At 73.1% G+C, this 17,173-nt stretch carries 14 protein-coding genes; 5 read left to right on the top strand and 9 right to left on the bottom strand.

The window, feature by feature from the left end; all coding sequences use genetic code 11:
* Nucleotides 1-27 precede the first annotated feature (27 nt).
* Nucleotides 28-522: a transcriptional regulator NrdR gene (gene nrdR / locus ABZ452_RS13295; protein ID WP_357942151.1), complete on the bottom strand. Its 495-nt coding sequence runs from the start codon at nucleotides 520-522 to the stop codon at nucleotides 28-30.
* A gap of 544 nt (nucleotides 523-1,066) precedes the next feature.
* Between nrdR and lexA the strand changes: the two genes are divergently transcribed.
* Nucleotides 1,067-1,849, top strand: coding sequence for a transcriptional repressor LexA (lexA, locus tag ABZ452_RS13290; RefSeq protein WP_357942149.1), 783 nt, complete (start codon nucleotides 1,067-1,069; stop codon nucleotides 1,847-1,849).
* Nucleotides 1,850-1,903: 54 nt separating this feature from the next.
* Here lexA and ABZ452_RS13285 read toward each other — a convergent pair whose 3' ends face one another.
* A complete protein-coding gene (locus ABZ452_RS13285) occupies nucleotides 1,904-3,508 on the bottom strand; it encodes a hypothetical protein (RefSeq protein ID WP_357942147.1) in 1,605 nt (534 codons plus the stop codon).
* A 50-nt stretch (nucleotides 3,509-3,558) separates the two neighbouring features.
* On the bottom strand, nucleotides 3,559-5,079 hold the full coding sequence (gene hflX, locus ABZ452_RS13280) for a GTPase HflX (RefSeq protein ID WP_357942145.1): 1,521 nt from the start codon (nucleotides 5,077-5,079) through the stop codon (nucleotides 3,559-3,561).
* Nucleotides 5,080-5,218: 139 nt separating this feature from the next.
* Here hflX and ABZ452_RS13275 point away from each other — a divergent pair, with 139 nt between their 5' ends.
* Nucleotides 5,219-6,691 (top strand): NAD-dependent malic enzyme, encoded by a 1,473-nt coding sequence (locus tag ABZ452_RS13275; protein ID WP_357942143.1) that lies wholly within the window; start codon nucleotides 5,219-5,221, stop codon nucleotides 6,689-6,691.
* A 118-nt stretch (nucleotides 6,692-6,809) separates the two neighbouring features.
* Here ABZ452_RS13275 and dapF read toward each other — a convergent pair whose 3' ends face one another.
* From dapF to ABZ452_RS13260, 3 genes are read right to left on the bottom strand one after another with little or no spacing between them, the layout of a single operon-like run.
* On the bottom strand, nucleotides 6,810-7,655 hold the full coding sequence (gene dapF, locus ABZ452_RS13270) for a diaminopimelate epimerase (RefSeq protein ID WP_357942141.1): 846 nt from the start codon (nucleotides 7,653-7,655) through the stop codon (nucleotides 6,810-6,812).
* Nucleotides 7,656-7,662: 7 nt separating this feature from the next.
* Entirely contained in the window at nucleotides 7,663-8,682 is a 1,020-nt protein-coding gene (gene miaA / locus ABZ452_RS13265) for a tRNA (adenosine(37)-N6)-dimethylallyltransferase MiaA (RefSeq protein ID WP_357942139.1), read from the bottom strand.
* Nucleotides 8,565-9,281, bottom strand: a complete 717-nt coding sequence (locus ABZ452_RS13260; protein WP_357942137.1) for a class III extradiol dioxygenase subunit B-like domain-containing protein — start codon at nucleotides 9,279-9,281, stop codon at nucleotides 8,565-8,567. The genes miaA and ABZ452_RS13260 overlap by 118 nt, the downstream gene beginning before the upstream one ends.
* Nucleotides 9,282-9,483: 202 nt before the next feature.
* Here ABZ452_RS13260 and ABZ452_RS13255 point away from each other — a divergent pair, with 202 nt between their 5' ends.
* A complete protein-coding gene (locus ABZ452_RS13255) occupies nucleotides 9,484-10,692 on the top strand; it encodes a DUF349 domain-containing protein (RefSeq protein ID WP_357942135.1) in 1,209 nt (402 codons plus the stop codon).
* A gap of 342 nt (nucleotides 10,693-11,034) precedes the next feature.
* Nucleotides 11,035-12,651, top strand: coding sequence for a cellulase family glycosylhydrolase (locus ABZ452_RS13250; protein ID WP_357942133.1), 1,617 nt, complete (start codon nucleotides 11,035-11,037; stop codon nucleotides 12,649-12,651).
* A 51-nt stretch (nucleotides 12,652-12,702) separates the two neighbouring features.
* On the opposite strand, the gene miaB is transcribed toward ABZ452_RS13250, so the two are convergent.
* The 3 genes from miaB to selD form a co-directional block, all read right to left on the bottom strand.
* Entirely contained in the window at nucleotides 12,703-14,238 is a 1,536-nt protein-coding gene (gene miaB / locus ABZ452_RS13245; RefSeq protein WP_357942131.1) for a tRNA (N6-isopentenyl adenosine(37)-C2)-methylthiotransferase MiaB, read from the bottom strand.
* A gap of 255 nt (nucleotides 14,239-14,493) precedes the next feature.
* Nucleotides 14,494-14,973, bottom strand: coding sequence for a hypothetical protein (locus tag ABZ452_RS13240; RefSeq protein ID WP_107078199.1), 480 nt, complete (start codon nucleotides 14,971-14,973; stop codon nucleotides 14,494-14,496).
* Between the two features lie 216 nt (nucleotides 14,974-15,189).
* Nucleotides 15,190-16,179, bottom strand: coding sequence for a selenide, water dikinase SelD (gene selD, locus ABZ452_RS13235; protein ID WP_357942129.1), 990 nt, complete (start codon nucleotides 16,177-16,179; stop codon nucleotides 15,190-15,192).
* A gap of 196 nt (nucleotides 16,180-16,375) precedes the next feature.
* Between selD and ABZ452_RS13230 the strand changes: the two genes are divergently transcribed.
* Nucleotides 16,376-17,131, top strand: a complete 756-nt coding sequence (locus ABZ452_RS13230; RefSeq protein ID WP_357942127.1) for an amino acid ABC transporter ATP-binding protein — start codon at nucleotides 16,376-16,378, stop codon at nucleotides 17,129-17,131.
* Nucleotides 17,132-17,173 lie beyond the last annotated feature (42 nt).

The raw sequence follows: 17,173 nt of genomic DNA, 5'->3' as shown, positions 1-17,173 counted from the left end.
GTCAAACTGTCAGAAACCCGTAGAAACTCAACTGGTCGCGCCGGCGGCCCCGACCGCCCCGGCGCCCTCCCGGGCGCGTGCGGCCTCCCGCAGCGTCTCGATCTCGCGCTCGAAGTCGGCGAGCGAGTCGAAGGAGCGGTAGACGCTGGCGAACCGCAGGTAGGCGACCTCGTCGAGGTCGCGCAGCGGCCCGAGGATGGCCAGCCCGACCTCGTGGCTGGGGATCTCGGCGGCCCCCTTGGCCCGGACGGTCTCCTCGACCTTCTGCGCGAGCAGCGCGATGGAGTCGTCGTCGACCGGCCGGCCCTGGCACGCCTTGCGCACCCCGCCGATGATCTTGATGCGGCTGAACGGCTCGGTCACCCCACTGCGCTTGACCACCGCGAGCACCGCCTCCTCGACGGTGGTGAACCGCTTGCCGCACTCCGGGCAGGACCGCCGCCGCCGGATGAGCTGACCGTCGTCGGCCTCCCGCGAGTCGACCACCCGGGAGTCGGCGTGCCGGCAGTACGGACACCGCATCGCCTGACCTCCTTCATCGACCGCGGCCCGCCGGCCGCCTCCGGGCACGCCTCACCGCGGCGGCACCATCTCTCGATGGCCGCCGCCGGGTCGGCGGTACGGGAGTGCGGTCGGTAACCGGACCCAACCTGTAGGCGACTTACGCCCATGTAACCACAACATCTAGGGGTCGACCGTATGCCGTCGCACTAGCGAGGTCAAGTTGAGCGGCGTGTCCGGCGAGTCGCCAGAATCACGCCCCCGTCCCACCCCGTCCCCGGCGTACCGAGGAACCCAACGGCCGGCGGCCGGCGGGGTCACGGGACGCCGGGATAGAACATTCGTTCGAGAGCGACGTACCATTTATCAGAACAGGCGTTCGGAAATCCAGGATTTCGGGGCGACACGCCGACAACAGGTCGTACAGATGTTTGAAAATGGCCGATCTCACCTATACGGTCAACAACGACCGGGCGCGGCGGATCGCGGCGGACCGGTCGCCAGCACCACCTGAGCACGCACCACGAGCCGACGAGGCACCCAGCGCCGACCAGGGAGGACGGACGTGACCGAGGACCGGGCCAGCCGGCAGAAGAACCCGCAGCCGATCGACGGGGCGGGTCCGCCGGCGACCCGTCGACCCCGCACCGCGCGCAGCCGGGCGGCCCAGCCCGCCGTGCGTGCGGTCACCCCGGTGGTCAGCAGCTTCCCGGACCCGACGACGGTCGACCTCACGGCCCGGCAGCGCCGGATCCTGGAGTTCATCCGCACCTGGGTGGAGCGCCACGGCTACCCGCCGAGCGTGCGCGAGATCGGCGAGGCCGTCGGCCTGGTCTCCCCGTCGAGCGTCGCCTACCAGCTCAAGGAGCTGGAGAAGAAGGGCTTCCTGCGCCGCGACCCCAACCGGCCCCGCGCCGTGGACGTGCGGGCCCCGGGCGACGTCGACGACGAGGCCGCCCGCGCCCAGCGCCCCACCCCCGCCTACGTGCCGATGCTGGGCCGGATCGCCGCCGGTGGCCCGATCCTCGCCGAGCAGGCGGTGGAGGACATCTTCCCCCTCCCCCGCGAGCTGGTCGGTGAGGGCGAGGTCTTCATGCTCCAGGTCAAGGGCGACTCGATGCTCGACGCGGCGATCTGCGACGGCGACTGGGTGGTGGTCCGGCAGCAGCCGACCGCCGAGGTCGGCGACATCGTGGCGGCCATGCTCGACGGCGAGGCGACCGTGAAGACCTACCGGCGGCGTGACGGGCACGTCTGGCTCATGCCGCAGAACCCGGCCTTCGACCCGATCCCCGGTGACGACGCCACCATCATGGGTCGCGTGGTCGCCGTGCTCCGCCGCATCTGAGACGACAGGAAAGGGGTGACCGCCGGTCCCGGCGGTCACCCCTTTCTCATGCGCTCAGTAGCGGTCGCCCCGGAATTCCCGGCCGCCGCCGGAGACCTGGCCGTACTGCTGACCCCCGCCGCCGTAGCGGCCGTCGCGCGGGTCCCGGCGGTCGGGCTCGCGGCGCGGCGGTTCGGCCCGGCCCGGGCCGTAGCCTCCGCCGCCGGCCGGCCGGCCACCGCCGTAGCCGCCACCGCCCGGGGCGCCGCCGCCGTAGACGCCGCCACCCGGCGGGCGGCCGCCACCCTGGGAGCCGCCACCGCCCTGCGGGCCGCCGCCGTAGACCGCGCCACCGCGGCCGCCGCTCTGCGGACGGCCCCCGCCGTAGACCCCGCCGCCCGGGCGCCCGCCGTTCGCCGGGGCGCCGCCGTAGACCCCGCCCGGGCCGCCACCGCCGCCGTAGACCCCACCGCGCGGCGGGGCGTCGGGCCGGTCGCCCGGCGGGTAACCGGGGTTGGCCGGGAACCCGTCGCCGCGCTCGTCGGTCGGCTCGGCGGGCGGCGCCGGCTTGCGCCGGGCCCGCAGGATGCCGAAGATGCCCGCGCCGACCATGAGCGCGCCGAGCACGCCGACCGCCGCGATGAGGTACGTGATCTCGTCGAGGCTGAGCCCCTCGATCCAGGACTTCTGCGCGGCCGGCTTGGTGACGGTCTTGCCGGCGTTGGGCAGCGCCTCGACCCCGGTGGCGGCCGGGGTGTAGCTGAGGATGTCGATCGGGTCCGTGGCGTCCAGGAGGCCTCCGTCGGAGACGGTGACGAAGGACTTGCCGTCCGGCGTGTAGGAGATGGCCTCGCCGAACGGGTCGGCGAGGGGGGTGACCCGGGGCTTGCCGGTGGTCAGCGCGCCGACGATGTTGCCGCCGGTCACGTCGAACTCGAAGGCGTCGGCGTAGGTGCGCAGCACCACCTTGGCACCGTCGGGCGACCGGGCCGCGCCGGTGACCAGCAGCCGGCCCGTCTTGCCAAGTTTGTTCTCGGTGTTGGTCTCGGGGAGCGTGACCTCGCCGACCTTCTTCATCGGGATCGGCTCGGTGTCGGCAGTGGTCTTCAGCTTGGCCGTCGGCGTGAAGATCTCCGACTTGCCGGACAGCTCCTTGGTGATGACCAGCGGCAGGTTGTCGTCGCCGACGAGCAGCGCCTCGGCGTCGTGCGGCTCCTTGCCCGGGTAGGTGAGCCGATGCAGCACCGGCTGCTTGGACCCGTTGAGCGGCATGGTCCAGACCGCGACCCGCTCACGCCGGGTCTTGGACTCGACGTTGTCGCCGGTGTCGGCGATGAAGAGCGTCTTCTTGTCCGGCCCGACGGCCAGGTCCTCGGTGTCGGCCGGTCCGTCACCCGTGTAGCGGACCGGGTCCTTCGAGATGTTGCACTTGGCGTCGAGGTAGAAGACGCGCTTCCGGCTCGGGTCATCGGTGCCGTCGTTGATCACGACGTAGCCGGTGCTGGTGGCGATGAGGCCGGACAGCTCCCGGAGTCGCTTGTCGTCGACGGTGCACTTCTTCTTGGGAGCCGCGGCCAGCACGGGGGCCGTGGCGGGAGCCGCCAGGGCGAGCCCGGCCGGCGCCACGACCGCGCCGACGAGGCTCAGCGCGATCGTGACCGAGGAGACAGCGTGCCGCATGGCGCCAAGTGTCGCACGACCCACGTTTCCGGCGGGTGACGCCGGACGGCTCACCGCCCGGCGCCCACCCGCTCCTCGCTGGTGAGCCGGTCCCCCGCCCGGTACGGCACGAGCTCGGCGGCCAGCGCCTGGCCCACCCGGACGTGCAGCAGCGTGCCCTCGGGCAGGTGCGCGGTGCTCAGCACCTCGCCCTGCCGGTGCACCCGGGCCACCAGGTCGCCCCGGTCGTACGGGAGCACCGCCCGGACCTCGACGGCCGGCCGCGGAAGCCGCTGTTCGACAGCCTCGCGCAGCCCGTCGATCCCGCGCCCGCTGTGGGCGGAGACGAGGACGGCCTCGGGCCAGAGCCGCTTGAGCCGCAGCAGCGTCTCCTCGTCGGCGGCGTCGATCTTGTTGACCACCAGCAGCTCGGGCAGCCGGTCGGCGCCCACCTCGGCGAGCACCTCGCGGACCGCCCGGACCTGCTCCTCCGGGTCCGGGTGGGTGCCGTCGACCACGTGCACCACCAGGTCGGCGTCGGCGACCTCCTCCAGCGTCGAGCGGAACGCCTCGACGATCTGGTGCGGCAGGTGCCGGACGAACCCGACCGTGTCGGAGAGGGTGTAGAGCCGGCCGTCGGAGGCGGTGGCCCGGCGGGTGGTCGGGTCCAGGGTGGCGAACAGCGCGTTCTCCACCAGCACGCCCGCCCCGGTGAGGCGGTTGAGCAGGCTGGACTTGCCGGCGTTGGTGTAGCCGGCGATGGCCACCGCGGGCACCGCGTTGCGGGTGCGGCGGGCACGCTTGGTCTGGCGTACCGTCGTCATGCTCTTGATCTCGCGGCGCAGCCGCGCGATGCGGTGCCGGATCCGGCGCCGGTCGGTCTCCAGCTTGGTCTCACCGGGACCGCGCAGGCCCACGCCGCCGCCGGCGCCACCGCCGCGGCCGCTACCACCGGTCTGCCGGGAGAGGGTCTCACCCCAACCGCGCAGTCGCGGGAGCAGGTATTCGAGCTGGGCCAGCTCGACCTGCGCCTTGCCCTCGCGGCTCTTGGCGTGCTGGGCGAAGATGTCGAGGATCAGGGCGGTGCGGTCGACCACCTTGACCTTGGTGCGCTGCTCCAAGTTGCGCAGCTGCGACGGGGACAGCTCACCGTCGCAGATGACCGTGTCGGCGCCGGTGGCGAGCACCACGGCGCTCAGGTCGTCGACCTTGCCCCGACCGATGTACGTGGCCGGGTCCGGCCGGTTGCGCCGCTGGATCAGCCCCTCGAGCACCTGCGAGCCGGCCGTCTCGGCCAGCGCCGCCAGCTCGGTGAGGCTGTTGTCGGCGTCGGCCTGGGTCCCCTCGGTCCAGACGCCCACGAGGACGACCCGCTCCAGCCGGAGCTGGCGGTATTCGACCTCGGTGATGTCGCTGAGCTCGGTGGAGAGGCCGGGGACCCGCCGCAGCGCCTGCCGCTCCGACAGCTCGAACTCGCCGGTGGTGGCGTCGAGCTCGTCGTCCTCGTAGGGAAGGAAGGTCTCCTGGTCTCGCAAACCGCGACTCCTGTCCGTTATGTCTTTTGCCGGGGGATTTCCCGTTCGCATGAGCATCCTGACATGTACCAACGCCCGACGCACCCGCTATATGCCCGTGGCGTTACTAACCGGTAGCGGGGTCGGATGCCGGCCGACCTGGGCGGGCGAGTAGAAATGCCAGGCGAGCCGCTCAGCGTCGACGGAGGAGTTATTCGTGGCCAACACCCGACTGCCGAGTGCCGGATTCTCGATCACGATCCGGATCGCGGTCCCCGCGGACGCCTCCTCCATCGGGCGGCTGACCACCGCGGCGGGCGAGGCCGGCGCCATCGTCACCGCGCTGGACGTGGTCGACTCCGACCCGGCCCACGTGATCGTCGACCTCACCTGCGACACCGCCGACGCGACCCACGCCGACCAGGTGGTCGACGCCCTGACCGCCCTCGACGGGGTGGACGTCCGCAAGGTCTCCGACCGGACGTTCCTGCTGCACCTGGGCGGCAAGATCGAGGTCAGCTCGAAGGTCGCGCTGCGCACCCGTGACGAGCTGTCCCGCGCGTACACCCCCGGTGTGGCCCGGGTCTGCATGGCGATCGCCGAGAACCCGGCCGACGCCCGCCGGCTCACCATCAAGCGCAACACCGTCGCCGTGGTCAGCGACGGCTCGGCCGTGCTCGGCCTGGGCAACCTCGGGCCGGCCGCCTCGCTGCCCGTCATGGAGGGCAAGGCGGCGCTGTTCAAGCGCTTCGGCGGGGTGGACGCCTGGCCGGTGGTGCTGGACACCCAGGACACCGACGAGATCGTGCAGATCGTCAAGGCGATCGCGCCGGCGTACGGGGGCATCAACCTGGAGGACATCGCCGCGCCGCGCTGCTTCGAGATCGAGGCCCGGCTGCGCGAGGCGCTGGACATCCCGGTCTTCCACGACGACCAGCACGGCACCGCCATCTGCGTGCTGGCCGCGCTGACCAACGCGCTGCGGGTGGTGGGCAAGCACCTCTCGGACGTCCGCGTCGTCGTTTCCGGCGCCGGCGCGGCCGGCACCGCGATCATGAAGCTGCTGCTGCGGCAGGGCGTGGGCGACATCATCGCGTACGACCGGCAGGGCGCCCTGCACCGCGACCTGCCGGACCTCAACCCGGCCTGGCGGTGGCTGGCCGAGCACACCAACAAGGAGAACTACTCCGGCGACCTCCCCGGGGCGATCCGGGGCGCGGACGTGTTCATCGGGGTGAGCGCCCCGAACCTGCTCACCGGCGAGGACATCGCCGGCATGGCCAAGGACGCCATCGTCTTCGCGCTGGCCAATCCGGACCCGGAGGTCGACCCGCGGGAGGCGCGCAAGCACGCCGCCGTGGTCGCCACCGGCCGGTCCGACCAGCCGAACCAGATCAACAACGTGCTCGCCTTCCCGGGCGTCTTCCGGGGCATGCTCGACGCGCACGCCGAGGAGTTCACCGAGGAGATGGCGATCGCGGCGGCCCGGGCCATCGCGGACGTGGTCGGCGAGGACAAGATCAACCCGACGGTGATCGTGCCGAGCGTCTTCGACTCGCGGGTCGCCCCCGCGGTGGCCGCCGCGGTGCGCGCCGCCGCCCAGAACCCGGCCGCGACGCCGCCCCCGGCCGCCGACCCGGGCCCGGCCGACCTCCCCGAGATCGCCGCCAACGCCAGCGCCACCCCCTGACGGCACCTTCCGGGTGCGTTTGTCGTCGCTCCGGCGACAACAAACGCACCCACCGGCCTGGGGCTTGCCGCCGCGCCGGCCGCGACCGACGCGCGAGGGCGCGGGCCTGGGCGGGGGTTCAGGCCGCCAGGGCGGGCAGCGTGATCTCGCCGGTGGCGACCAGGACGGCGGGGCCGGAGAGCCAGCAGGTGTCGTCGGTGATCGTGATGGTGAGGCGGCCGCCGGGGACGTCGACCGTCACGGTGCCGGTCTGCCGGCCGGCGTCGCGCAGCGCCACGGCGGCCACCGCGCAGGCGCCGGTGCCGCAGGAGAGCGTCTCGGCCGAGCCCCGCTCGTAGACCCGCATGAGCACGTGCCCGTCGGTGCCCTCGACCGGCTCGCCCGGGGTGATGAACTCGACGTTCACCCCGGCCGGGAAGGCGGAGGGATCGACGTCGGGAGCGCGGGTGAGGTCCAGGCCGCCCAGATCCAGGCTGGCGGGCAGCGCGCAGACCAGGTGCGGGTTGCCCACGTCCACGGCCGCGCCGGTCAGGGTGAGCCCGCCCAGGGTGGCGGTGGCCGTGTCGTACAGCCGGGGGCGGCGCATCTCGACGGCGACGTCGGCCCCCTCGACCCGGGCCCGGACCAGGCCGGCCCGGGTGGCCAGCGGCAGCGCCGCGCCGGACGGGGTGGCCAGGCCGGTCTCCAGCAGGTAGCGGACGAAGACCCGCGCGCCGTTGCCGCACATCTCGGCGAACGAGCCGTCGGAGTTCCAGTAGTCCATGAACCACTCGGCCTCGTCGGCCAGCGCGGCGCCGTCCGGGTGCTTCGCGGCGCGTACGACGCGCAGCACGCCGTCGCCGCCCAGGCCGCGCCGCCGGTCGCAGAGCGCGGCGACCAGGCCGGGCGTCAGGTCGAGCGCCCCGTCCGGGTCGGGCAGGATGACGAAGTCGTTGCCGGTGCCGTGGCCCTTGGTGAACTCCACGCCCCCATCATCGCCGATGCTCGGTGACCACCCGCAGCGCAGTGTCGAGAAACTCCGGCGAGGCCGAATCCAGCCAGTGGATCCGCGGGTCCCGGCGGAACCAGGAGCGCTGCCGGCGGACGAACCGCCGGGTGGCCCGGACGGTCTCCTCGTGCGCCTCGGCCTCGCTCAGCTCCCCGGCCAGGAAGCGCAGCACCTGCTGGTAGCCGAGCGCCCGGCTGGCCGTCCGCCCCTCGGGCAGGCCCTGGCCGACCAGCGTCCGCGTCTCGGCGACCAGGCCGTCGGCCCACATGCGGTCCACGCGGAGCGCGATCCGCTCGTCCAGCAGCGCGGTGTCCAGGTCGACGCCGAGCTGCACCGACGGGTAGTACGGCGTCGGCGCCGGCAGCGACGCGGTGAACGGCGCACCGGTCAGCTCGACGACCTCCAGGGCCCGGACGATCCGCCGGCCGTTGCTCGGCAGGATGCCCGCCGCGGCCACCGGGTCGGCCTCGGCGAGCCGGGCGTGCAGCGGGCCCGGGCCGACCTCCGCCAGTTCCGCCTCCAGCCGCTCCCGCACGGCCGGGTCGGTGCCGGGGAACTCGAACTGCTCCAGCACCGCCCGCACGTAGAGCCCGGAGCCGCCGACCAGCAGCGGCACCCGCCCCCGGGCCAGGATGTCGTCGACCGCCGCGCGGGCCAGTTTCTGGTATTCGGCGACGCTGGCCGGCTCGGTCACCGGCCAGATGTCGAGCAGGTGGTGCGGCACACCCTCCCGCTCGGCCGGGGTCAGCTTGGCGGTGCCGATGTCCATGCCCCGGTAGAGCTGCATGGAGTCGGCGTTGACCACCTCGCCGTCGAGGGCGTGCGCCAGGGCGATGCTCAGCGCCGACTTGCCCGCCGCGGTCGGCCCGACCACGGCGACGACAGTCACACCCGCTCCCAGTTGGCCACGAAGTAGGCAACGCCGTAGGGGGCCTCGTGGTAGCTCAGGTCGCCGCGCCAGTCGCCGCCCGCCGCCCGGACGGCGCCGGCCAGCACCTGCCACGGCGCCCGCCCGGCGGCCTTCAGCTCCGCGGACAGCGCCGGGTCCAGGCCGAGCAGGGCCTCGGCGTCCGCGCCGGCGAGGGCCCGGGCAACCCCCTCGTCGTACGCGGGCGCGCGCGGGTCGTCGTAGCCGGGCGCCTTGACGCCCCGGCAGGCCGACCCGTCCCCGAGCACCAGCAGCGCCGCGCGCCCGTCCTCGCCGACCAGTTCGGCGCCGAGGGCGGCGCACTCGGCCGGGGACGCGTCGGCGGCGACCGCCCGGGCCAGCCGGGGCAGCTCGGTCCCCGACCGGTTCACCAGCCAGGCGCCGATGGTCAGGCTCAGCGGCAGGCGGTCGCTCCCGGCGCAGTTGACCTTCCAGAGCCGGACGTCCCGGTCCAGCCCGAACGGGCGCAGCGAGCCGTGGTCGGCCGTGCCGAACCGTTCCGTCTGCGGCCCGGCGCCGAGCAGCAGGATCACCTCGGGGTCGGCGGCGAGGAGCCGGGCCACGGCCGCGTCGGCGGCGGCGCGGAGGTCGTCCAGCTCGGACGCGGCGGCGCCGGCCAGCGCGGGCACGATCAGGGGCGGGTCGGGGCAGACGGCGGCGGCGACCAGGGGCACGGCACCAACCTATCCGTATCCCCCGGTGCGTCCCCGCGCCGATCCGGTCATCGAGGCGCTACGACACCGTATGGTCACGGTCGACGACAGGCGCTCGACACGGACCGGGTCGGACCTGTGACAATGCCGGGAGAACTTTGCTGCGCCGTGGCGGCGATCGCGGGAGGTGTCCCGACGACGCCGGGAGAACGAGGATGGGCACATGAGCGACTGGACTGCCTTCGGACGGGTGGACGAGGACGGCACCGTCTACGTCAAGACCGCCGAGGGCGAGCGGGTGGTCGGATCCTGGCAGGCGGGGGCACCGGAGGAGGGGCTGGCCCATTTCGCCCGGCGCTTCGCCGACCTCGTGACGGAGGTGGACCTGACCGAGGCGCGACTCAACTCGGGCGCGGCCGACGCCGGCCACTCGCTGACCACGATCCGGCGGATCCGCGCCTCGCTGCCCGAGGCGCACGTCGTCGGTGACATCGACGCCCTGGCCGCCCGCCTGGACAAGCTGGCCACGGTGGCCGAGGAGAAGGCCGGCGAGGCCCGCGCCGCCCGGGACGCCGCCCGCGGCGAAGCCCTCGCGCGCAAGACCGCCCTGGTCGAGGAGGCGGAGAAGCTGGCCGCCGAGTCGACCGGCTGGAAGACCGCCGGCGACCGGCTCAAGGAGATCCTCGACGAGTGGAAGACCATCCGCGGCGTCGACAAGAAGGCCGACGGTGAGCTGTGGAAGCGGTTCGCCGCCGCGCGGGACGGCTTCACCCGCCGCCGGGGCGCCCACTTCGCCTCCCTCGACCAGCAGCGCAAGCAGGCGCAGGGGGTCAAGGAGGAGCTGGTCGCCGAGGCCGAGAAGCTCAAGGAGTCGACCGACTGGGGCGCGACCGCCAACCAGCTCAAGGACCTGATGGCCCAGTGGAAGGCCGCGCCGCGCGCCTCCAAGGAGGCCGAGCAGAAGCTCTGGGAACGGTTCCGGGCGGCGCAGGACGAGTTCTTCACCCGGCGCAGCGAGGTCTTCTCGGCGCGGGACAACGAGCAGCGCGCCAACCTGGAGCGCAAGCAGGCCCTGCTCGCCGAGGCCGAGGCGCTCGACGTCGACGGCGACCCGAAGGGCGCCCAGGCGAAGCTGCGGGAGATCCAGGCGCAGTGGCACGAGGCCGGCCGGGTGCCGCGCGAGGCGGCCGCCGGGCTGGAGCGCCGGCTGCGCGCCATCGACGACAAGGTCCGCGAGGTCATGGACTCGGCGTGGCGGCGCACCTCCAAGGAGGACAACCCGCTGCTGGCCCAGATGCGGGCCCAGGTCGCCGAGGCCGAGGACCGGCTGGCCCGAGCGCAGGCGGCCGGCGACACCCGCCGGATCAAGGAGGCCGAGCAGGCGCTCGCCTCGAAGCGGCAGTTCCTCCAGCTGGCCGAGCAGGCCGGCTGACCTGACGCGTCCCGGAAGCCCCGGTCCCGCCACGGGACCGGGGCTTCCGTCTGTCCAGCGGCGGGTCGGGAAGGAAAAGCTGCCCGGCTTCCGTGGTCACGTGTTGACGCATCGAGGCCGGCTGATCAAAATGGGCGGCGGAGCCAGGTTCCGGCACCGGCACGAGGGCACCGACGGCTGATCCCGCCGTCGACGATCGCCGGTGCTCCCCCACGGGTGGCCGTCCACGTGACACGGCCCGACGCGCGCTGTCCGCGTACTCGATGACGAGCGGGCCGTCTCCCCCTGGTCTTCCCGCCCGCGGCGCTCGTGCGGCGCGGGCATCCGAAGTGGAGCTCGCCAATGCACCGACCCACCGCCCTCGGCGGCGCCCTCGCGGCGCTCGCCACCGCCGCGGCCGGCGTCCTCGTCGCCGCCGCCGTCAGCACCACCCCGGCCGCCGCCGCCACGGCCGCGACCGGCACCGGCTACCTGCACACCAGCGGCAACAAGATCGTCGACAGTACGGGGGCCACGGTCCGGCTCACCGGCATCAACTGGTTCGGCATGGAGACCGACAACAAGACCTTCCACGGTCTGTGGTCGAGCAACCCGTGGCGCGGCCAGCTCGACACCATGGCCCGGCTGGGCTACAACACGCTGCGCATCCCCTACTCGAACGACGCGCTGAAGCCCGGCGCGACGGCCACCGGCATCAACGACTTCGTCAACCCGGACCTGGTCGGCCTCTCCCCGTTGCAGATCCTCGACAAGGTGATCGACTACGCGGGCGGCAAGGGGATGCGGGTCATCCTGGACCGCCACCGGCCCACCTCGGCCGGGCAGTCGCCGCTCTGGTACACCTCGACGGTCTCCGAGGCGACCTGGATCGCGGACTGGAAGATGCTCGCCCAGCGGTACGCGAACAACCCCACGGTGATCGGCGCGGACCTGCACAACGAGCCGCACGCCGAGGGCACCAACCCGGCCGCCACCGGCGCCTGCTGGGGCTGCGGCGACACCGCTCGCGACTGGCGGCTGGCCGCCGAGCGGGCCGGCAACGCGATCCTCGGGGTGCAGCCGAACTGGCTGATCTTCGTGGAGGGGGTGAGCTGCCCGAGCGGCGGCCTGTCGAACGTCTGGGACAACGACCCCAGCAACGACGAGGACTGCGGCTGGTGGGGCGGCAACCTGTCGAAGGCCGGGCAGTTCCCGGTGCGGCTGAACGTGGCCAACCGGCTGGTCTACTCCCCGCACGAGTACGCGACCTCGGTCTACCACCAGGCCTGGTTCGACGACCCGACCTACCCGGCGAACATGCCGGCCATCTGGGACAGGTACTGGGGCTACCTCCACAAGCAGAACATCGCGCCGATCATGATGGGCGAGTTCGGCACCACGCTCCAGGACCCGAAGGACAAGGTGTGGCTGCAGAACCTCATGGCGTACACCGGGACCGGGGTGACCGGGATGTCCTTCACCTACTGGTCGTGGAACCCGAACTCGGGTGACACCGGCGGCATCGCCAACGACGACTGGACCACCATCAACCAGGCCAAGCAGGACATCCTCCAGCCCTACCTGATCCCGCCGACCGGTGGCGGCGGCAACCCCACCCCGACCCCGACCGGCACCGGCTCGCCGTCGCCGTCGCCCACCACGCCGGCGCCGAGCGGCGGCTGCACGGCCACGTACAAGCAGGTCAACGCGTGGCAGGGCGGCTTCCAGGGCGAGCTGACCGTCAAGAACACCGGCACTGCCGCGCTCAACCCGTGGTCGGCCACCTGGACCTGGCCGTCCGGGGTGACCCTGGCCAGCGGCTGGAACGCCACCGTCACCCAGTCCGGCACCACGGTCACCGCGGCCGCACCGGGCTGGGCCGCGTCGCTCGCGCCGGGCGCGTCGGTGACCGTCGGCTTCACGGCCAACGGCACGGCCGCCGCGCCGGGCGCCGTGAAGCTCAACGGCACCGCCTGCTGAGCACGCGACGGCCGGGGCCGCCACGGAGCGGTCCCGGCCGTCGGCGGTCGGTCAGCGCGCGGCGCAGCCGCCGGTGGGGGCGGGCACCGCGGCCGGCGCGCCGATCGTCGGCAGCCCGAGCAGCACCCCGGGGGTACGCGGGGCGCGCCCCGCCTCGGCCGCGTCGCCGGCCCGGGTACGCCGGTGCGACAGCGGCTCCCCGTCGGCGTTGAGGTGGTGCGGGGCGGCGTAGGTGATCGTGGTGTGCACGATGTCTCCCGGGCGGATCTGCCCGGCGAGCGAACCGGCGTCGCCGGGCCGGCCGTTCGCGCCGGCTGCGCCCGTCGCGAAGTGGACCAGACGGCCGTCGCGGGCGCGGCCGGACATCCGGCCGGTGCGCTCGTCCTTGCGTCCCTCGCCGACCGCGACCAGCACCTCGACGGTCTCTCCGACCAGCTTCCGGTTCTCCGCCCAGGTGATCTCCTCCACGCAGGCGATCAACCGCTCGTACCGCTCCTGCACGACCTGCTTGGGCAGCTGGCCGTCCATGGTCGCGGCCGGGGTGCCGGGGCGCTTCGAGTACTGGAACGTGAACGCCGACGAGAAGCGGGCCTCGCGGACCACGTCGAGGGTCCGCTCGAAGTCGGCCTCGGTCTCGCCGGGGAAACCGACGATGATGTCGGTGGTGATCGCCGCGTCGGGCATCGCGGCCCGGACCTTCTCGATGATCCCCAGGTACTTCTCCGACCGGTACGAGCGGCGCATCGCCCGCAGCACGTCGTCGGAGCCGGACTGCAGCGGCATGTGCAGCGAGTGGCAGACGTTGGGCGTCTCGGCCATCGCCGCGATCACGTCGTCGGTGAAGTCCTTCGGGTGCGGGCTGGTGAACCGGACCCGCTCCAGCCCCTCGATGTCGCCGCAGGCGCGCAGCAGCTTGCCGAACGCGTACCGGTCGCCGAACTCGACACCGTAGGAGTTGACGTTCTGCCCGAGCAGGGTCACCTCCAGCACGCCCTCGTCGACCAGGGCGCGCACCTCGGAGAGGATGTCGCCAGGGCGGCGGTCCTTCTCCTTGCCACGCAGCGAGGGCACGATGCAGAACGTGCAGGTGTTGTTGCAGCCCACCGAGATCGACACCCAGCCGGCGTACGTCGACTCGCGCCGGGTCGGCAGCGTGGACGGGAAGACGTCGAGGGATTCGAGGATCTCCACCTCGGCGGCGGTGTTGTGCCGGGCCCGCTCCAGCAGCACCGGCAGCGAGCCGATGTTGTGCGTGCCGAAGACGACGTCCACCCAGGGCGCCTTGCGGACGATCTCGCCGCGGTCCTTCTGGGCCAGGCAGCCGCCGACCGCGATCTGCATCCCCGGGTGCTTGTCCTTCACGGGGCGCAGGTGACCCAGGTTGCCGTAGAGCCGGTTGTCGGCGTTCTCCCGGACGGCGCAGGTGTTGAACACCACCACGTCGGGCTGCTCGTCGGCCTCGGCGGCACGCACGTAACCGGCCTGTTCGAGCAGGCCGGAAATGCGCTCGGAGTCGTGCACGTTCATCTGGCAGCCGTACGTGCGCACCTGGTAGGTGCGCGGGCTGCCCGCGGCTGCGGTAGTCATGACCCGCACAGCGTATCCGGGCCGAGCTGGCCGGACCGAACGAGGAGCAGCCGTGTTCCGGGGGCGCTCGACGAGCGCTGGCCGAGGCCTGATCGTTGACGCGGGAGCCACGCGACGCGCCGGCCTTCGCATCGCTGAGACGTCAACGATCGCGGCGGGCCGCCCTCGGGCTGCTGTGCCGGTGCCGGCCCCTCGCCGCCGGTCAGGCGGCTGGGCCCTCGGGCTGCTGTGCCGGGGCCGGCCCCTCGCCGCCGGTCAGGCGGCGGCGAGGGCCGGGGCGACCGAGTCGGGGGCCCACCGGGAGCGGTGGCACTGCGACCAGCCGCGGCAGCGGGGGTCCGCCACGGTGCAGAGCCGCTGGTCGCTGAGGACCTCGCCGTCGTCGGTCTCGACCACGTCGAAGTGCACCGGGCGGATCGTGCCGTCCGGGGCGACCAGCAGGTGCCGCCCGGCGTCGAGGGTGTCGTCGCGCATCAGGCAGTTGCGGTCCAGCAGCCGGGCCAGCGCCGCGATGCTGGGCAGCTCGGGCAGGCGCTCCGGCACCCCGTAACAGTCGACAACGGTCCCGTACACCCCGGGCGCCTCCCACACGTCGCAGACCACCGCGTACGCGGGCAGTCGGACCGGGTCGGCGACGGCGAGGGGCATCACCACCCGGCCGAGCGCCTCGGCCAGCGCCGGGTAGACCTCCACGGGCGCCGCGCCGTCGATTCTCCAGTTCCACAGCTCGGTCATGCCGCCTCCTCGCTGCGCTCGTCCCACCGGCCTCCGGATCGGGCCTTACTCACGATGGTGGGGTGCTTTTGACCTCAGCCGGGCGCAAGTTACCGGTCTGTGACCATTCCGGGCAGAATTTCCCGGGGCGACCTTGCCCAGAGTAGCGGGAAGGTGACAGTTTATCGGGTATGGTGCCACGCCCGCGACGCGAAACACCGGGTGGTGACGGACTCCTCAGCGCACCTGGATCAGGTGTCCACTCGCCGGCAGCAGTTCGCCGATCACGGTGCCGCCCGGCACCTCGCCCGCGACCAGCAGCCCACCCGAGGTCTGCGCGTCGGCCAGCAGCAGCCGTTCCCCCTCGTCGGCCCCGCCGAAGTCGGTCCACGGGGTCACCCAGTCCAGGTTGCGCCGGGTGCCGCCGCTGACGAAACCGTCGCGCAACGCCTCCCGGGCGCCGGGCAGGTAGGGCACCGCGGCCGCGTCGATCACCACGGTGAGCCGGCTGGCCCGGGCCAGCTTCGAGGCGTGCCCGAGCAGCCCGAACCCGGTCACGTCGGTGCCGCAGCGGATCCCGGCCGCGACGGCCGCCCGGGCCGCGTCCCGGTTCAGCCGGGCCATCGAGGCGACCGCCTCCGGGAACCGCTCCCCGGTGCGCTTGTGCCGGGTGTTCAGCACCCCGACGCCGAGCGGCTTGGTCAGCGACAGCGGCAGGCCGGCCCGGCCGGCGTCCAGGGTGATCAGCTCCTCGGGCCGGACCACACCGGTGACGGCCAGCCCGTACTTGGGGCCGTCGTCGTCCACGCTGTGCCCGCCGGCCAGGTGGCAGCCGGCCTCCCGGGCCACGTCCTGGCCGCCGCGCAGCACCTCCCGCGCCAGTTCCAGCGGCAGCACCTCGCGGGGCCAGCAGAGCAGGTTGAGCGCGACCAGCGGGGTGCCGCCCATGGCGTACACGTCGGAGAGCGCGTTGGCCGCGGCGATGCGCCCCCAGTCATAGGCGTCGTCGACCACCGGTGTGAAGAAGTCGGCGGTGCTGACCAGGCCGGTGCGCTCGTCCAGCCGGACCACCGCGGCGTCGTCGCCGTGCTCCAGACCGACCAGCAGATCGGCGGCGCCGACGGCCGGGGCCAGCCCGGCCACCATCGTCTCCAGCTCGCCCGGCGGGATCTTGCAGGCACACCCGCCGCCGCGGGCGTAATCGGTCAGCCGGAGCGGGACTGTCATGCCCACATGATCGCCGTGCACCGGCGTGACCGCCACCCGGACGCCCCGTTCGGTGACGGAATTCGGACGCATGGGTACGGCGGTGACCGGTGTTACCGCTCCGTGACCATTCGAGTTGCGTTCTGCCACATCACGCCGCCTACAGTGGCCCAACCAGGGGCTCGCGGCCCCGCTTTCCGTACGGACGACAGGGACGGTGGACGACGTGACGACGGGCGAACCGCTGATCGTGCTGGACGGGGTGAACAAGTGGTTCGGCCCGCTGCACGTGCTGGACGACGTCTCGCTCTCCGTCGGCAGGGGCGAGGTGGTCGTGGTCATCGGCCCGTCCGGCTCCGGCAAGTCGACGCTGTGCCGGACGATCAACCGGCTGGAGCCGATCAACTCGGGCACCATCACCTTCGACGGCACCCCGCTGCCGGCCGAGGGCAAGGCGCTGGCCAAGCTGCGCAGCGAGGTCGGCATGGTGTTCCAGTCGTTCAACCTCTTCGCACACAAGACCATCCTGGAGAACGTCACCCTCGGCCCGGTCAAGGTGCGCCGGGAGAAGGCGGCCGCCGCCCGTGAGCGCGGCCTCGCCCTGCTCGACCGGGTGGGCATCGCCAACCAGGCGGACAAGTACCCGGCGCAGCTCTCCGGCGGCCAGCAGCAGCGGGCGGCGATCGCCCGCGCGCTTGCCATGCAGCCCAAGGCGATGCTCTTCGACGAGCCCACCAGCGCGCTCGACCCGGAGATGGTCGGCGAGGTTCTGGAGGTCATGACCTCGCTGGCCCGCGACGGCATGACCATGGTCGTGGTCACCCACGAGATGGGCTTCGCCCGCCACGCGGCCAACCGGGTCGTCTTCATGGCCGACGGCCAGCTGGTCGAGGAGGCCCCGCCCACGGAGTTCTTCGCGAACCCGCGCAGCGAGCGGGCCCGGGACTTCCTGTCCAAGATCCTCACGCACTGAGCGTCCGTAGTTGGAGTGCGCCGTCCCCCGGTGGCTCCGTCG

Source organism: Micromonospora sp. NPDC005707 (assembly GCF_040631005.1).
Lineage (GTDB): Bacteria > Actinomycetota > Actinomycetes > Mycobacteriales > Micromonosporaceae > Micromonospora.
This window is presented reverse-complemented; position numbering and strand designations above follow the sequence as displayed.

Excerpts from the sequence above, each read along its gene's own strand:
- nrdR (WP_357942151.1), bottom strand. The coding sequence starts at position 522 with ATGCGGTGTCCGTACTGCCGGCACGCCGACTCCCGGGTGGTCGACTCG.
- ABZ452_RS13285 (WP_357942147.1), bottom strand. The coding sequence starts at position 3,508 with ATGCGGCACGCTGTCTCCTCGGTCACGATCGCGCTGAGCCTCGTCGGC.
- hflX (WP_357942145.1), bottom strand. The coding sequence starts at position 5,079 with ATGCTCATGCGAACGGGAAATCCCCCGGCAAAAGACATAACGGACAGG.
- ABZ452_RS13255 (WP_357942135.1), top strand. The coding sequence starts at position 9,484 with ATGAGCGACTGGACTGCCTTCGGACGGGTGGACGAGGACGGCACCGTC.
- ABZ452_RS13250 (WP_357942133.1), top strand. The coding sequence starts at position 11,035 with ATGCACCGACCCACCGCCCTCGGCGGCGCCCTCGCGGCGCTCGCCACC.
- miaB (WP_357942131.1), bottom strand. The coding sequence starts at position 14,238 with ATGACTACCGCAGCCGCGGGCAGCCCGCGCACCTACCAGGTGCGCACG.
- ABZ452_RS13240 (WP_107078199.1), bottom strand. The coding sequence starts at position 14,973 with ATGACCGAGCTGTGGAACTGGAGAATCGACGGCGCGGCGCCCGTGGAG.
- selD (WP_357942129.1), bottom strand. The coding sequence starts at position 16,179 with ATGACAGTCCCGCTCCGGCTGACCGATTACGCCCGCGGCGGCGGGTGT.